We start from the raw sequence: 14,251 nt of genomic DNA, 5'->3' as shown, positions 1-14,251 counted from the left end.
AATGAGAGCACCATCAGCGCGCCATGCCCCAGCGCCTGACAGTGACACGCTCGATCGTGGCGAAGATCAGGTTCTCGACGACGAGGCCGATCAGGATGACCAGCAGCAGGCCGGCGAAAACCTTGTCGGTGTAGAGTTCGTTGCGGTTCTGGAAGATGTACCAGCCCAGGCCGCCGCGGCCGGAGGATGCGCCGAAGACCAGTTCGGCCGCGATGAGGGTACGCCAGGCGAAGGCCCAGCCGATCTTGAGCCCCGACAGGATCGCCGGCAGCGCGGCAGGGACGAGAATGCCGAAGACGTAACGCAACCCTGTCAGGCCGTAATTGCGCCCTGCCATGCGCAGCGCCTCCGGCACGCCCTGGAAGCCGGCGAAGGTGTTAAGCGCGAGCGGCCACAACACCGAATGGATCAGCACGAACACCAGGCTGCCTGGCCCCAGCCCGAACCAGAGAAGGGCGAGTGGCAGCAGTGCGATCGCCGGCAGCGGATTGAACATGGCCGTCAGGGTCGAAAGCAGGTCGCGGCCGAGCTGGGTCGAGACCGCGAGCGTCGTCAGCACGAAGGCGAGCACGACGCCCGCCGCATAGCCCTGGGCCAGCACGATCAGCGACAGCCTTGCCCGTTCGAGGAGTTCGCCGCTGGCCAGCCCCTCCACCAGCGCCCGCAGCGTGGCGATGAAGCTCGGCAGCAGCAGGTCGTTATCCTGCCAGCGCGCGGCCGCCTCCCACAGCGCCCCCAGCACGAGCAGGATCAGGATCTTCCGCAGCCAGCCCTGGCTCGCGAGCCGCTCCGACCAGGGTCGCGGACGCTCGGCCGCGATGGCGACGAAGGGTGGAAGCGGCTGGTCGAACTCCGGCCGGATCGGAGGTGCGGAAAGCTTCATGACCGGGAGGGAGTGTGGGCGCTGGCGTCCGGTGCAGGCTCGCCTTCGAAGAGCCGGGCATGGAGCCGCTGGACCGCTTGCTGAAACGACGCGCTGCCGATGCTGCTCAGGTCGAATTCATGGCTGTTGAACTCGGCCCGCAGGCGACCGGGATGAGGCGAAAGTACGGCGATGCGATTGCCGAGGATCAGCGCCTCCTCGATCGAGTGCGTGACAAAGAGCAGGGTGAATCGCGCCTCCTCCCAGAGCCCGAGCAGCTCCTCCTGCATCTTGCGCCGCGTCAGGGCGTCCAGGGCGGCGAAGGGCTCGTCCATCAGCAGGATGCGCGGCTGCGTGGCCAAAGCGCGCGCGATCGCGACGCGCTGCTTCATGCCGCCGGACAATTCGTGCGGATAGCTGCTGGCGAATTTCGCGAGGCCGACCTTCTCGACATAGTGATGCGCCCGCTCGGCCGCTTCGCGGCGAGACAGGCTGCGCGAGGCGATCAGCGGGAAGGCGACGTTCTGCAACACCGTCTTCCACGGAGGCAGCTGGTCGAACTCCTGGAAGACGACGATGCGATCAGGCCCGGGGCCGCGGATCGGGGCACCCGCGAGGGAAATATCGCCTTCGACGGGCGCAATGAAGCCGGCGATGGCCTTGAGCAGGGTGGATTTTCCGCAGCCGGAAGGCCCCAGCAGCACGAAGCGGTCTGCGTCGTGGACATCGAAGCCGACCTGATGCGTCGCGCGAACGATCCTGTCGTCGCTGCGGTATTCAAGGCTGACATCGGCGACGCGGAGCAGGGGAGGCGGTAGCGGCGCGGGGAGCGCCGAGGAGGCGCGCTCCCGCGTGGCCTCGAAAACCGAAGGCTGGGACACAGCCGGCTGCCGCTGATCCTGTGCCGCGATGTCCATCGAAGGTCAGCTGCCTGCCGCGATCCGCGGATCGGCGAAGAAGTAATCGGAGAGCGCCTTGGGCTCGTTCTTGATCGCGCCCACGCGATGCAGGAATTGGCCGAGCCCGAGCGTGTTCTGCGGCTCGACCTTGAAGGTGACCTGCGGGCTCTTGATGATCTCCAGCACGAGCTTGCGGTTGCCCTTGCCGCCATTGGCCTTGAGATAGATATCGGCCGCCGCCTCTGGGTTGGCGGTGACGAACTTCGCTGCCTCGTCCAGCGCGTCGAGGAAGGCGCGGTAGGTCCTGGGCGCCTCCGCGTAGAACTTCTCTGTGGCGTAGAGCACCGTCGACGAGGCTGGCCCGCCCTGCACGTCATAGGAATTGAGGACGATGCGGGCATTCGGGTTTTCAGCCAGTTCCTGCTCCTGGAACGGCGGATTGCCGAAATGCCCGGTAATCTCGGTGCCGCCCTTGATGATCGCGGCGGCGGCCTCCGGATGCGGCAGCGCGACGCTGATCTTGTCGAGCTTGGCGAATTCCTTGTCGCCCCACAGCTTGGCCGAGGCCCATTGCAGGATGCGCGACTGAACGGACACACCGACCGCCGGCAGGGCGATGCGGTCCTTCTCCGTGAAATCCGCGATCGTCTTCACGTTCGGGTTGTTGGTGACGAGATAGTAGGGAAAGTTGCCGAGCGAAGCGACGCCCTTGACGTTCTGCTTGCCCTTCGTGCGGTCCCACAGCGTGAACAACGGGCCGACGCCGGCCCCCGCGATCTCGATGCTGCCCGAGAGCAGAGCATCATTTACCGCGGCGCCGCCGGAAAGCTGGACGAATTCGACCTTGATATCGACGCCGGCCGCCTTGCCGTGCTTCTCGATGAGCTTTTGCTCCGCGGCGACGTCGAGCAACAGATAGACGACGCCGAACTGCTTGGCGATGCGCAACTGGCCTTCGGCCGCATGAGCGGTCCCCAGCGCGCCGATCGAGATCGCAAGCCCGCCAAGCGCAGCCGCGGCCTGCCTGCGCGTCCAACGGATTGGAGAATTCGCCATCACCACACCTTCGAGATACGGGCTTCATTGAAAGGCGCGAGTCTGTGGTGTCGATATACTGGGGTCAATCAAACAGCATTTTGAATAATGTGAAGTATGTAGGCAAATATTCCGGTTTGACGTTTGAGAAAAGATCATAAATCTTCGTGGATGAATTATCATCCGTCCGCGATGGGCGGCAGCAACCGAATTCAAGCCAAGATGATGCCGGGCGGACGGGAGCGGGATTGTGCGCTCACAACCCCGCATGGGCAGATTCCCCTGAGGATGTGGGGCGGGAGCGGGTATGGCTCCAGACCGATCGTTCTGTTCAGCGGTCTGCCGAACAGCATCGGGTCGTGGGGGGATTTCCCCTCACTCCTGTCGCATGCGACGGGGCAGGTGGTCGTGGCTCTCGATTGGTCGGCCATCGGGCGTACCGGTCTCCCAGGCGCGCTGTCACGGTCCCAGAACTGGGAGAGGCGTGCGGCAAGGCAGATCGCCGTCTATCCCGGTTTCGAGAGCTTCATCGCATGTGGTCACGGCGAGGGAGCAGCGATTGCGGCCGAGGCAGCCGCCTGGGCCGGACCCGCCTGTCTTGGCCTGATCACCATCCGAGGTCCCTCTTGGGCACCCGAACCGCTATCCAAGTTCTCCATCGACGATGCTACGCCGAAGCTCCGCTGCCCCATCCTCGCCCTGCTTGGCGAAGTGGGCGAGTTGGATCCGGTCGGGCATGCCGGTCTTGGCTTTGCGCATGGGACGAGCGGAGGCGAGATGATCGCCGCGATCCGGGAGTTTCTGGCGTTGAGGGTATTCCCCTTGCCGATCCACTGACGCCGGCCTCCCGTCGCCGGGGACCGCCGAGACGGCTTGAGGCGTTTCAGGCCGACAACAGAGAATTCGCTAAAGCCTCGGCACCGCTGCGAGCAGCCGGCGCGTATAGTCGTGTTTCGGAGCGTCGAACACGTCTTCGGCCGGACCTGTCTCGACGATCACGCCATCCTTCATCACGGCGATGCGGTCGCTCATGTGCCGGATCACGCCGAGGTCGTGCGAGATGAAGAGCATCGCCAGCCCGAGGCGATGCTGGAGCGCGATCAGCAGGTCGAGCACCTGTGCTTGCGTGGTGACGTCGAGTGCGGAGACGGGTTCATCGCAGATCAGGAGATCGGGCTCGGTAGCGAGCGCCTGCGCGATCGAGACGCGTTGCCTCTGGCCGCCCGACAAGGCGGTCGGCCGTCGGTCGAGGACATCCGGCGGCAGATTGACGAGCTGGATCAACTCCTGCACGCGCGCTTCCCGATCGCCCTTGCCGAGAGCGGTGTGAAGACGAAGTGGCTGCTCGATGATCCGCCGGACCGCATAGCGCGGATCGAAGGAGTTCAGCGGGTCCTGAACGATCGTCTGAATGTGCCGGCGCAGGGGCCGACGCTCGCGTTCCGAGATTTGGCTCCACGCGCGGCCGCGGAAGAGCACCTCGCCGGCATCAGGCTTTCGCAGCGCGAGCGCGACCTTGCCGATCGTGGTCTTGCCGGAGCCCGATTCCCCGACGACGCCGAGGGTCTCTCCTGGATGGACGCAGAGCGAGACGCCGTTCGCGGCGTGGGTGACAATGCGATCCGGGCGGGTGAAACGCACCGCGATGTCGCGCAGCGCCAGGATCGGTTCCGCCCGCTCGGGCTGCAAGGGCTTCGCGGGCCGGGTCCCTTGCGTCGAAAGCCAGCGCCTGCGTGTCGCCGCGCTCGGCACGGCCGACAGAAGGCGCTGCGTATATTCGTGACGCGGGTTCCGCAGGACCGCCCGCGCCGGGCCGGTCTCGACCAGTTCGCCGTTCTGCATGACGGCGATTCGGTCGGCGAGTTGGGCGGCGACGGCCAGGTCATGTGTGATCAGCAGGATGCTGTGCCCGGCCTGGGCCAGCGCCTGGAAGACGCCGAGAATTTCGCTGCTGGACTGTGACATCAAGCGCCGTGGTCGGCTCGTCGGCGATGAGCAGGCGTGGCCGCGCGGCCAGTGCCGAGGCGATGAGCGCCCGCTGTCGCAACCCGCCCGACAGTTCATGAGGATATTGCGCCGCCCGAACTGCTGGATCTGGTATCCCGACGCGGGCGAGCAGGGTTTCGACCTCCTTGCCGATCACCGCGCGCGGAACCAGTCCGTGGGTGAGGAGGGGTTCGCCGACTTCCCGGCCGATCGTGCGCAAGGGATCGAGCGAGACCAGAGCGTCCTGCAACACGAAACCGATCTCCCGGCCCCGGATATTCGACCATTGCCGTTCCGAGAGGCCGGTCAAGGAGCGCGGCTCACCGTCATGGCCCGAGAGGCGCAGCGCTTTGGCATGCACCTGCGATCCAGGCCCCGCCAGCCCGACGAGCGCACGGGCGGTGACCGATTTTCCCGATCCGGATTCGCCGACGATCGCGAGAATCTCGCCAGCGCCGATGGCGAAGGAGATGCCGCGTACGACCTCCCGCGGTCCGAGCCGGCTCAGAAACGCGATGTGCAGATCCTCGACTTCGAGGATGGTGTGACGGGGGACTGGCGGCACGGCCAGCGTCAGGTCCTGCCGCCCTACGAACTGGACGTTCATGGCACGCTTCCATGTGAGAGCAGGAGCTGTAGGCGCCGCCCGAGGATCGTGATCGCGATGACCGAGACCGCAACGACGGTCGCGGGCAAAAAGCTGATCCAGGGCGCGGTATCCAGGAAGTTGCGCCCGTCGGCCAGAAGGGCGCCCCATTCGGCGGCGGGCGGCACCACGCCGAGCCCGATGAAGCTCAGGGCCGAGGCCGAAAGCACGGCATTGCCGACGCCGATCGTGGCCAGTACGACGAGTGGCCGTACCGCATTCGGCACGACATGGCGGGCGATGATCGCCGGCGTGGACTCGCCAAGCGAGACGGCATGCTCGACATAGCCGGATTGCCAGACCCGCAGCACCTGCGAGCGCACCAGCCGGGCATAGCCCGCGATGCTGGATAGCCCGACGGCCAGCAGCGTGTTCGTCGGCCCCCGGCCGAGCACGGCGATGATCAGCAGGGCGAGCAGGATTTCCGGAAAGGCGAGCAGGATGTCGATCAGCCGCACGAGCAGGCGCTGCAGGGCGGGCGGGGCCAGCCCCGCCGCCGTGCCCAGCACTACGCCGCCGGCACAGCCGATCAGCGTCGCGCCGATGCCGATGCCGAGGGATTGCGAGGTTCCGTAGACGACGCGCGTAAAGACGTCGCGGCCGAGCTGGTCGGTTCCGAACCAATGCGCGGGGCCGGGCGGCAGCAGGATCGCATCGGTATCGACTGCGTCGGGCGCTAGCGCGGTGAACCATTGCGGGACGGTGGCCGCGGCGAGGAGAAGCAGCACGAAGGCGAGCGGGATGACGAGCCCCGGCGCGCGCCACGGATTCCCGGCTCGGTTACCGTTGCGGACGCGCGCGATGATGTCGAGGGCCTGGCTCATCGCGCAGCCCTCCGCAGCCGCGGATCGATCAGCAGATAGAGCGCATCGACGGCGAGGTTGATCAGTACCGAGACGAGGGCGGACAGCATCACGAGACCCAGCAGCAGGGGCATGTCGCGGGTCTTGATGGCCTGCAGGGTGATCTGGCCGATGCCGGCCCTCCCGAACACTGTCTCCGTCAGGATCGATCCTGCCAGGACGCCGGCGAAGAGCGTGCCGGTCAATGTCGAGACCGCGAGCGCGGCATGGCGTAAAGCATGGCGCAAGCGCAGTTGCGTCTCGCTAACGCCGCGTGTCCGCACTGTCAGGGCGAAGGGCTGCAACAAGGCTTCTTCCAGCCCGTCGCGCAGAACCTGCGCCAGCAGGGCGGCGAGCGGGAGACACAGCGCGATGGCTGGCAGGATGAGTGCTTGGATGCCCTCGCCGCCGATGATGGGAAACCAGCCGAGATAGAAGCTGAAGACCGTCAGCAGCAGGAGGCCGACCCAGTAGACCGGCGTGCTCAGCACGGCGAGCTCCAGCCCGGCGAGGACGGTTCGCAATCCCTTGCGCCGCCCGGCCGTAGCCAGCGCGCTGACGAAGGCGAGGCCAAGAGCCAGCGCCATCGCCGTGCCAGCGAGCTGGAGCGTCGGCCCGGCCGCCTCGCCGATGACCTCGAGGACCGGCTGCCGGTACTGGTAGCTGTCACCGAAATCGCCGAGCAGCGCCTGGCCGATATAACGCAGGTATTGCACGGGGAGGGGCCGGTCGAGGCCGAATTGCCGGACGAGCGCCTCGCGCTCGGCCGCGTCGACGATGTTCTCGCCGCCGGTGAGCACCGCGACAGGATCGCCCGGGATCGCCTTGACCGCGACGAAGGTGATCGTGGCCGCGCCCCAGAGCACGGCCGCGATCACCCCGAGACGCCGCAGCGTCACGGACCAGGCACTACCGAGCCAGCCAGGCATCGTAGAGATTCGGCTTTGCGTTCGTCGCCCAGCTAACGCCTTGCAGCTTCTTCGAGGCGCCGAGCTGATAGGCGACGACATAGAGCGGCACGGCATAGGCCTGGCCGATGATCTCGGCCTGGGCCTGGCCGTAAAGGCGCTGCCGCTCGTCGCCGGAGGCGCCGATCGCTTTGGTCAGGATGTCATCGAGGCTCTTCACCCGCGCATTGTTGGCGCCGTTCGGCGGGATATAGGCCGAATGGAAGACGGTCCGCAGGATGTCCGGCTCCGCGCGCACGTAGTAGAGCGAGGTGAGGTCGTAGTCGTTCGCGGCCGTGCGGGCGGTATAGCCGCCGGCATCGACGGGGTCGAGCTGCAGATCGAAACCCGCCTTCTTGACGGAGAACTGGACCGCCTGAGCGACGGTCAGATCCGATGCGCCCCACGCTGCGGCATCGTAGACGAAGCGGACACTGAGGCGTTCGCCGCCTTTCGAGCGGATGCCTTCGCCATCCTTCGCGTTCCAGCCGGCTTCGTCGAGCAGCTTCGCGGCCTTCTGAGGATCGAATCCCCAGCCGCTCGCGATCTTCGGGTCGTAATAGAGCGTCGAGGGGCCGAAGATGTTGTCGGCCGCCTTGAGGCTGCCGAAATAGGCGGCCTTGACCGCATTGGGTGCATCGATCGCGCTCTGGAAGGCCTGACGGACGCGGCTGTCGGCGAAGGGACCCTTGCTCGTGTTCAGGAGGAGCGTGCGATTCACGCCGGGATTCTCCCGCGTCACCACCTGAAGGCGGCTATCGGCCTGGACGGAGCGGAAATTGGCCGGCGGCACCTCGTCGATGGCCTGCACCTGCCCGCTGCTGAGCGCACCGAGGCGAACCGAGGATTCCGGCAGGTAACGGAACACGATCGCGTCGAGATGGGCTGGCCCCTGATGGGCGGCATAGCCCGGTCCCCAGTTGTAGTCGGCGCGCTTGGTCAACCGGCTGCCGCTGCCCTTGGTGAAGCTTTCGAGCACGAAGGGTCCGGAGCCGACGACGGTGTTGGTCGTGCTCTTGGCCTCGCGCAGATAGGCCGGGGACTGGATGCCGAGATAAGGCAGGCTCAGGCCCTGCAGCAGAGGCGCGAAGGATTGCTTGTAGGAGATCACGACCGTCGCGGCGTCTGGCGCCGCGATCTCCGCAACCGGACCGAGCAGGGACTTGGAATAGCTCGATGTCGTCTTGGGATCGAGAATCCGGTCGAAGTTGAACTTGACCGCGGCGGCATCGAGCGGCGTGCCGTCGCTGAAGGTCACGCCGCGGCGCAGGTGGAAGGTGTAGACCGTGTTGTCGGCATTCACCTCCCAGCGTTCGGCGAGCCAAGGCGTGAAACGATTGTCCTCGGCCTGGCCGACAAGGGAGTCGACAAGGTTGCGGGTGATCAGCGCCGTGATCGAACTGCCGGTGATGGAAGGGTCGATGATTGCGGTGTCGCTTGCCAGGCCGAAGGTCAGCGTGCCTCCGGCGACCGGCTTGCTCCCGGACTGGTTTTCGGCGGCGAGAACAGCGGATCCGGCGGCGAGAAGGGCGATGGCTGCAATCGCTGCGCGCCGATGAAGATGCGGCGCCTTGGCGGTTCCTGGATGGCGAGGCTGCAAGGTGCGGTGAGGGACAGTATGATCTGACGGATTCATGGAAATGCTTTCGGAGACAATGAGGCACCGGCGCGGGCCAGCGATGGCCGCGAGCTGAAGCCTTCGACGTTTCGGAGATCGATTCTCGGTTGGGGCGCGTGACGGCGTCGCGCTACCTGTCGGTGCGGCGGCGGGGCTCGCCAGTACGCGTCCAGTGCAGGAACGCCGACAGGCGCAGCAGCGCGTGGACGATGAAATTGAATGGGATGATCATGGGTCTTCCTTCAAGCAAAGGAGCCCACGGCAATGCGCGTGGTGCTTTTAGCATTGGTGACGCGGTGCAAGCTGCTCCAACAAATCCCGCGATCGTCATGGTTTGACCCGTAACGATGGTAGTAATCATTGTTCGGTGTCGGCTCTCGGTCAATCGAATGTCTTTTCAAATACATTCGATTGCGGGCAAGGATTCGCTTCCAAGGGCGCCGTGAAAGGATGGTTCGATCTCCGCGATCGCCCGGCTGTGTTTCGGGCGGTGCGGAGAGTCGCGCAGCGAAGGCTCGATGCTGTGTGTTCAAGCCGTTACCGGCGGGCGAAGAAGCGGTTCTCCGGGCGCGGCAGGCCGAGATGGTCGCGCAGCGTGGTGCCGGCATACTCCGTCCGGAACAGTCCGCGCCGCTGCAGCTCCGGCACGACCTTGTCGACGAAATCGTCGAGGCCTTCCGGCAAGTAGGGGAACATCACGTTGAAGCCGTCGCTCCCGCGTTCCACCAGCCATTGCTCCATGGCGTCGGCAATGGTCGCGGGCGTGCCGACGAAGGCGAGCCCGCCATAGCCGCCGAGGCGCTGGGCGAGCTGGCGCACCGTGAGGTTCTCGTCTCGTGCCAGCGCGATGGTGCGCTCGCGCCCGCTCTTGCTGGCGTTGGTGTCGGGGATTTCGGGCAGGGGCCCGTCCGGATCGAAACCCGAAGCATCATGGCCCAGCGCGATCGACAGCGAGGCGATGGCGCTGTCGTAATGCACGAAGGAATCGAGCAATGCCCGTTTCTTGCGAGCTTCCTCGACGCTGTCGCCGACCACGACGAGCACGCCGGGCAAAATCTTGAGATGATCGGGGTCGCGTCCGAGCTTCGCCATCCGCCCCTTGATATCGGCATAGAAGGCCTGCCCCTCGGCGAGCGTGCGATGGGCGGCGAAGACGGCTTCCGCAGTCTCTGCTGCGAGCTGACGTCCGGCTTCGGATGCGCCTGCCTGGACGATGACGGGCCAGCCCTGCACCGGCCGCGCAATGTTGAGAGGACCGCGGACCGAAAGATGCTCGCCCTTGTGGTCAAGCACATGCATCTTGTCGGGGTCGAAATAGAGGCCGCTGTCGCGGTCGCGAGGGAAGGCGTCTTCGGCGAAGGAATCCCACAGGCCTGTGACGACATCATAGAATTCGCGGGCCCGGTCGTAGCGCTCGCCATGCTCCTTGTGTTCCGTGAGGCCGAAATTGAGAGCGGCATCTGGATTCGAGGTGGTGACGATATTCCAGCCGGCGCGGCCACCGCTGATATGGTCCAGCGAAGCGAAGCGCCGGGCGACATGATAGGGCGCATCGAAGGTGGTCGAAGCGGTGGCGACGAGGCCGATGCGCTTGGTCGCACCGGCCAGGGCGGAGAGAAGCGTGAACGGCTCGAACGATGTGACCGTATGGCTGCGCTTCAGGGCCTCGACTGGCATGTTCAGCACGGCGAGATGGTCGGCCATGAAGAATGCGTCGAACTTGCCGGCTTCCAGCTTCTGCGCGAAGCGCTTCAGATGGGCGAAGTTGAAATTGGCGTCGGGATAGGCGCCGGGATAGCGCCAGGCGCCGGTGTGGATGCTAACCGGGCGCATGAAGGCTCCGAGGTGGAGCTGACGGGGCGATGACATGGAGTGACCTGCTGGCAAGTCTTGGGGAGGTCTTGCTCAGCTAGGGAAGGGCAGGGTCGCGTGCCATGGCCGGCGCCCAGAAAACGATAATCCGTGTCAAACGGGTGCCGCTGGAAGCAGAATTATCTTTGAAGCCTTCGTCCGGGAGAAAGCCGCTGCTCAGGGCAGAGCTGGATTTGGCGCGGCCTTGAGCGCCGCATCAATGCAGGCGGGATACGGGTCTCGCCTGGACACCCCTGTGCTCCTGCCCGGCGTTCCGCCGCCAGAGGAGCTGGTCGAGCAAGCGCAGTCCTTCGGCCCAGCCGCCATGGCCGCTGGCGACGTTGATGTGCCCGGCATCGCCGAGGTCGACGAAGGCTGCATCCCACATGTTCGCGATGATACGCGCGCGCTCGATCGCCATGCACGGGTCGGTGCGGCTGGCGACGACGATCGCGGGGAAATGGAAGGGCACGTCCGGCAACGGACCGAACGAGGCGATGCCGTGAACTTTCGAGATTCTCAGCTCGGGATCGGCCGGCGCCACCAGCAGGGCGCCCCCGATCGGCAAATCCGGAAAGCGGGCCGCCAGATGCGCGATGAGCGTCGCGCCGAGACTGTGCCCGACGAGCACCGCTCCGGGGCGTCGCAGCACATGCCGATGGAGCGCGTCGAGCCATGCTTCGAGATCCGGCTGGTGCCAGTTCTCCTGGTGGATGCGTTCGGCCTGGTCGATATCGGCGGCCCACCGGCTCTGCCAATGAGCGGGCTCGGAATCGTGCAGGCCGGGAACGATGAGGACGGACATGATGCAGCTCCCTCGTGCTGCGTCGATCATCGGCCCGGCCAATGCGTTCGGTCAATGAAACGGATTGGCAAATATGGACTGTTTTAGAGGACGGTTGGCTGACTTGTGGCCCGTTCGGGGACGGTTATCTCGCCCGATTTAAATGTCGCGCGATTGCCGGAACGGTCGATCTAGATGCCGGCGCCGTATTGCAGGCTCTCGTCCAGCTTGCCGTATACGCCGCGCCAGTAGAGCAGGGCGCCTTCGTCCTGCGCGTGCCGGATCGCCTTGATGCGGCCGATGAGGATCGTGTGCGAGTGACGCTCGATGGCCTCTTCGGTCTCGCAATCGAGCACGGCAAGGGCGCCATCAAGCGTCGGTGCACCGGTCGTCAGGCGCCCCCAGTCGCCCTCATCGAACCTTGCTTCGCCCTTGAAGCCGCCACGCCCGGCGAAGCGATCCGCGATGCTCTGGTGCCGGGCGGCGAGGACGTTGATCGCGAAGTGGCCGGCAGCCTCGATCGTCGGCCACGCCGAGGCATTCCGGTTGACGCATACGATGACGGTGGGTGGATCCGCGGAAAGCGCCGTCAGCGAGGTCGCGGTCAGGCCTGCTCGGCGCTGTTCATGGGTCGCGGTGATGACGCTTACGGCACCCGCGACGTTTCGCATCACCGCCTTGAACGCGTCGGCGTGAATGTCGCGCACGCCAACAAGGGAAGACTGCTGATTCATTCGTGACCGCATCCTGATGCGGCTCCGAACGCCGCCGGTGCGTTTTAGGCGGCGGGAATCCTATTGTCTATATAATTAGTAGATAATTAGATTGCGTAATCCGCATGAACAGGTACGCGGGCTATCGAGCGCTGGACAAGATCCGCCACCGTCGTGTTGTCGACGATCCCAGCGATGGCGTCGCGCACGTCGCTCATCACCGAGCGCACGGGGCAGGTGTCGATGTCGCCGCAATCTTCGCAGGCCCGAAAGGCGGAGCGGCTGGCGCAGGCGATCGGCGCGATCGGGCCTTCCAGGGCTCGGATCACGGCGCCGACCTTGATCGAACGGGCTGGTTTGGCCAGGGCGTAGCCGCCGCCCGGCCCCTTCTTGCTGCGCAACATGCCGGCATTGCGCAGATCGAGCAGGATGGCATCGAGGAATTTCTTCGGAATGTTGTTCCGCTGCGCCACGTCCGCGACCTGCGCTGTCTCACCGGCTTCGAGCCGGGCGAGATGAACAATCGCCTTAAGGCCGTATTTGCCCTTGTTGGTCAGCACCGGATTCACCCATGCGTTGAATGTACAGTTTTCCTATCAAGTTTTAGCATGATTTCAATGCGAACGTTCTCTCCGAGGCGATGTACGGAGAAAAGCAATCTCGTCACCGGAGCGACGGGAGCGGCTGGTGAGCCGCTCCCGTCGCAGAACTCAGGCGCTCTGGGCCAGCGAGACAGCCGGCGTCAGGGGAGGCAGCTCAAGATTCGAGCGGAAATCGTCTCCGACATAGTCTGTATCGATCAGCCCTCGCCGGCGCAGCTCCGGCAGGAGCCCGTTCAGGAGAAGGTCTTCCTGATCGGGATTACCGAGCCCGTGAAGCGTCAGTACATCCAGCACCCCGGCACGGAAGCGCTCCTCGATCGCATCAACCAATTGTTCCGGCGTGCCCGCGACGGACCAGTGCCCGGTCTCCTGCGCCTCGATGATCAACTCGCGGAGCGTCAGGCCCTGCTTGGCATAGCGACTGAAGATCTCGACGCGCCCGCGGCGACGGTTGGTGCTGGTGACCTCGGGCAGCAGGCTATCGGGCAGGGGCTTGTCGAGCGGCAGATCCGAGAGATCGATGTCGCCGCCCAGCATGTCGGCGAGCTTGAGGCGACCGAGCTCGTAATCGATGCGCTCGTGCTTTTCCTTCAGTCGACGAGCGACATCCGCATCGGATTCCCCGATCACGGAATGAAACGAGTTCATCACGAAGGGCAGGTTGTCGCCGCGCCCGAAGCCTTTGGCGCGGCGCCGCAGCTCGGTCACGAAGGCGATCGCGCCCTCCAGCTTCGGCTGAGAGGTGTAGACCACTTCGGCATAGCGCGCGCCGACATTGATGCCCGCTTCAGACTGGCCGGCCTGGAACTGCACGGGGCGGCCCTGCGGCAGCGGCGGCACGTTGAGCGGTCCCTGAACGGTGAAGTGCCGGCCGCGATAGTCGATGCGATGGAATTTTGCCGGATCCAGGGCAAGCCCGCCGGAAGCCTTGCGGGTGACAGCGTCGCTCTCGTTCGCATCGTACAGCGCGTTCACGACCTCGATGAATTCGGCAGCGCGGGCATAGCGCTCCTCGGGGCTGAGCAGGCCTACCCCGAAATTCTCCTCGCCGACCGAGGAGGTGACCGCGTTCCAGGCGGCGCGGCCGCCGCTGGCATGGTCCAGCGTGCCGATCAGGCGCGCCAGATTGTAAGGGTGATAGAAGGTCGTCGAGACTGTCGCGACGAGGCCGATATGTGAGGTGACCTGGCTCAGCGCGGCGAGCGCGATTAGCGGGTCCTGCACCCCGGCCGTACCGGCGAGGCCGGCCGGATCGATCTGCAGCAGATCGGCGGTGAAGAGCCCGGTGATCTTCTCGGCCTCGGCCCTGCGGGCGAATTCCGCAGCGCGCTTCGCGCCGGTGGCCGGATCGGCATCGTTGGAAGCCGCGATCACGTTGGAAGCGCCCATCAGGGTCTTGAGGCGGCGGCGGGTGGGCGACGACATATGAGCGTCCTTATCCTGATCGTTTATCGACTGAGGGTGGC

General features: G+C 65.4%; 14 protein-coding genes. 1 reads left to right on the top strand and 13 read right to left on the bottom strand.

Annotated elements, in window-relative coordinates:
* Window positions 1–13 precede the first annotated feature (13 nt).
* From ACFJGT_RS12070 to ACFJGT_RS12060, 3 genes are read right to left on the bottom strand one after another with little or no spacing between them, the layout of a single operon-like run.
* Window positions 14–883 carry an ABC transporter permease gene (locus ACFJGT_RS12070; protein ID WP_377848740.1) on the bottom strand — a complete coding sequence of 290 codons (870 nt, stop codon included), beginning with the start codon at window positions 881–883 and terminating at the stop codon, window positions 14–16.
* Window positions 880–1,743 (bottom strand): ABC transporter ATP-binding protein, encoded by an 864-nt coding sequence (locus tag ACFJGT_RS12065; protein WP_377848739.1) that lies wholly within the window; start codon window positions 1,741–1,743, stop codon window positions 880–882. The genes ACFJGT_RS12070 and ACFJGT_RS12065 overlap by 4 nt, the downstream gene beginning before the upstream one ends.
* 42 nt (window positions 1,744–1,785) lie before the next feature.
* Window positions 1,786–2,817 (bottom strand): ABC transporter substrate-binding protein, encoded by a 1,032-nt coding sequence (locus ACFJGT_RS12060; RefSeq protein WP_377848738.1) that lies wholly within the window; start codon window positions 2,815–2,817, stop codon window positions 1,786–1,788.
* Between the two features lie 150 nt (window positions 2,818–2,967).
* Here ACFJGT_RS12060 and ACFJGT_RS12055 point away from each other — a divergent pair, with 150 nt between their 5' ends.
* Entirely contained in the window at window positions 2,968–3,633 is a 666-nt protein-coding gene (locus tag ACFJGT_RS12055; RefSeq protein WP_377848737.1) for a hypothetical protein, read from the top strand.
* 69 nt (window positions 3,634–3,702) lie between these two features.
* Here the strand turns inward: ACFJGT_RS12055 and ACFJGT_RS12050 are convergent, their stop codons facing one another.
* The 10 genes from ACFJGT_RS12050 to ACFJGT_RS12005 form a co-directional block, all read right to left on the bottom strand.
* Complete coding sequence (locus ACFJGT_RS12050; RefSeq protein WP_377848736.1) at window positions 3,703–4,761, bottom strand: ATP-binding cassette domain-containing protein; 1,059 nt, start codon at window positions 4,759–4,761, stop codon at window positions 3,703–3,705.
* On the bottom strand, window positions 4,679–5,389 hold the full coding sequence (locus tag ACFJGT_RS12045) for an ATP-binding cassette domain-containing protein (protein WP_377848735.1): 711 nt from the start codon (window positions 5,387–5,389) through the stop codon (window positions 4,679–4,681). The genes ACFJGT_RS12050 and ACFJGT_RS12045 overlap by 83 nt, the downstream gene beginning before the upstream one ends.
* Complete coding sequence (locus ACFJGT_RS12040; protein WP_377848734.1) at window positions 5,386–6,252, bottom strand: ABC transporter permease; 867 nt, start codon at window positions 6,250–6,252, stop codon at window positions 5,386–5,388. The genes ACFJGT_RS12045 and ACFJGT_RS12040 overlap by 4 nt, the downstream gene beginning before the upstream one ends.
* Window positions 6,249–7,199: an ABC transporter permease gene (locus ACFJGT_RS12035; RefSeq protein WP_377848733.1), complete on the bottom strand. Its 951-nt coding sequence runs from the start codon at window positions 7,197–7,199 to the stop codon at window positions 6,249–6,251. The genes ACFJGT_RS12040 and ACFJGT_RS12035 overlap by 4 nt, the downstream gene beginning before the upstream one ends.
* Window positions 7,180–8,853 carry an ABC transporter substrate-binding protein gene (locus ACFJGT_RS12030; RefSeq protein WP_377848732.1) on the bottom strand — a complete coding sequence of 558 codons (1,674 nt, stop codon included), beginning with the start codon at window positions 8,851–8,853 and terminating at the stop codon, window positions 7,180–7,182. Before ACFJGT_RS12030 ends, ACFJGT_RS12035 begins: the two co-directional genes overlap by 20 nt.
* Before the next feature lie 519 nt (window positions 8,854–9,372).
* The gene (locus ACFJGT_RS12025) at window positions 9,373–10,704 is read right to left on the bottom strand and encodes an LLM class flavin-dependent oxidoreductase (protein ID WP_377848731.1); all 1,332 of its coding nucleotides are present in this window, start codon (window positions 10,702–10,704) and stop codon (window positions 9,373–9,375) included.
* Window positions 10,705–10,903: 199 nt separating this feature from the next.
* Window positions 10,904–11,491, bottom strand: a complete 588-nt coding sequence (locus ACFJGT_RS12020) for an RBBP9/YdeN family alpha/beta hydrolase (RefSeq protein ID WP_377848730.1) — start codon at window positions 11,489–11,491, stop codon at window positions 10,904–10,906.
* Window positions 11,492–11,661: 170 nt separating this feature from the next.
* Window positions 11,662–12,204, bottom strand: coding sequence for a flavin reductase family protein (locus tag ACFJGT_RS12015; RefSeq protein ID WP_377848729.1), 543 nt, complete (start codon window positions 12,202–12,204; stop codon window positions 11,662–11,664).
* 86 nt (window positions 12,205–12,290) lie between these two features.
* Window positions 12,291–12,743: an RrF2 family transcriptional regulator gene (locus ACFJGT_RS12010; protein WP_377848728.1), complete on the bottom strand. Its 453-nt coding sequence runs from the start codon at window positions 12,741–12,743 to the stop codon at window positions 12,291–12,293.
* Between the two features lie 150 nt (window positions 12,744–12,893).
* Window positions 12,894–14,210 (bottom strand): NtaA/DmoA family FMN-dependent monooxygenase, encoded by a 1,317-nt coding sequence (locus ACFJGT_RS12005; RefSeq protein WP_377848727.1) that lies wholly within the window; start codon window positions 14,208–14,210, stop codon window positions 12,894–12,896.
* Window positions 14,211–14,251 lie beyond the last annotated feature (41 nt).

Origin of the sequence: Allobosea sp. UC22_33 (genome assembly GCF_042700715.1) — a bacterium.
Taxonomy (GTDB): domain Bacteria; phylum Pseudomonadota; class Alphaproteobacteria; order Rhizobiales; family Beijerinckiaceae; genus Allobosea.
Note: the sequence above shows the minus strand (reverse complement) of the source record. Positions and strands in the feature narration are given on the sequence as shown.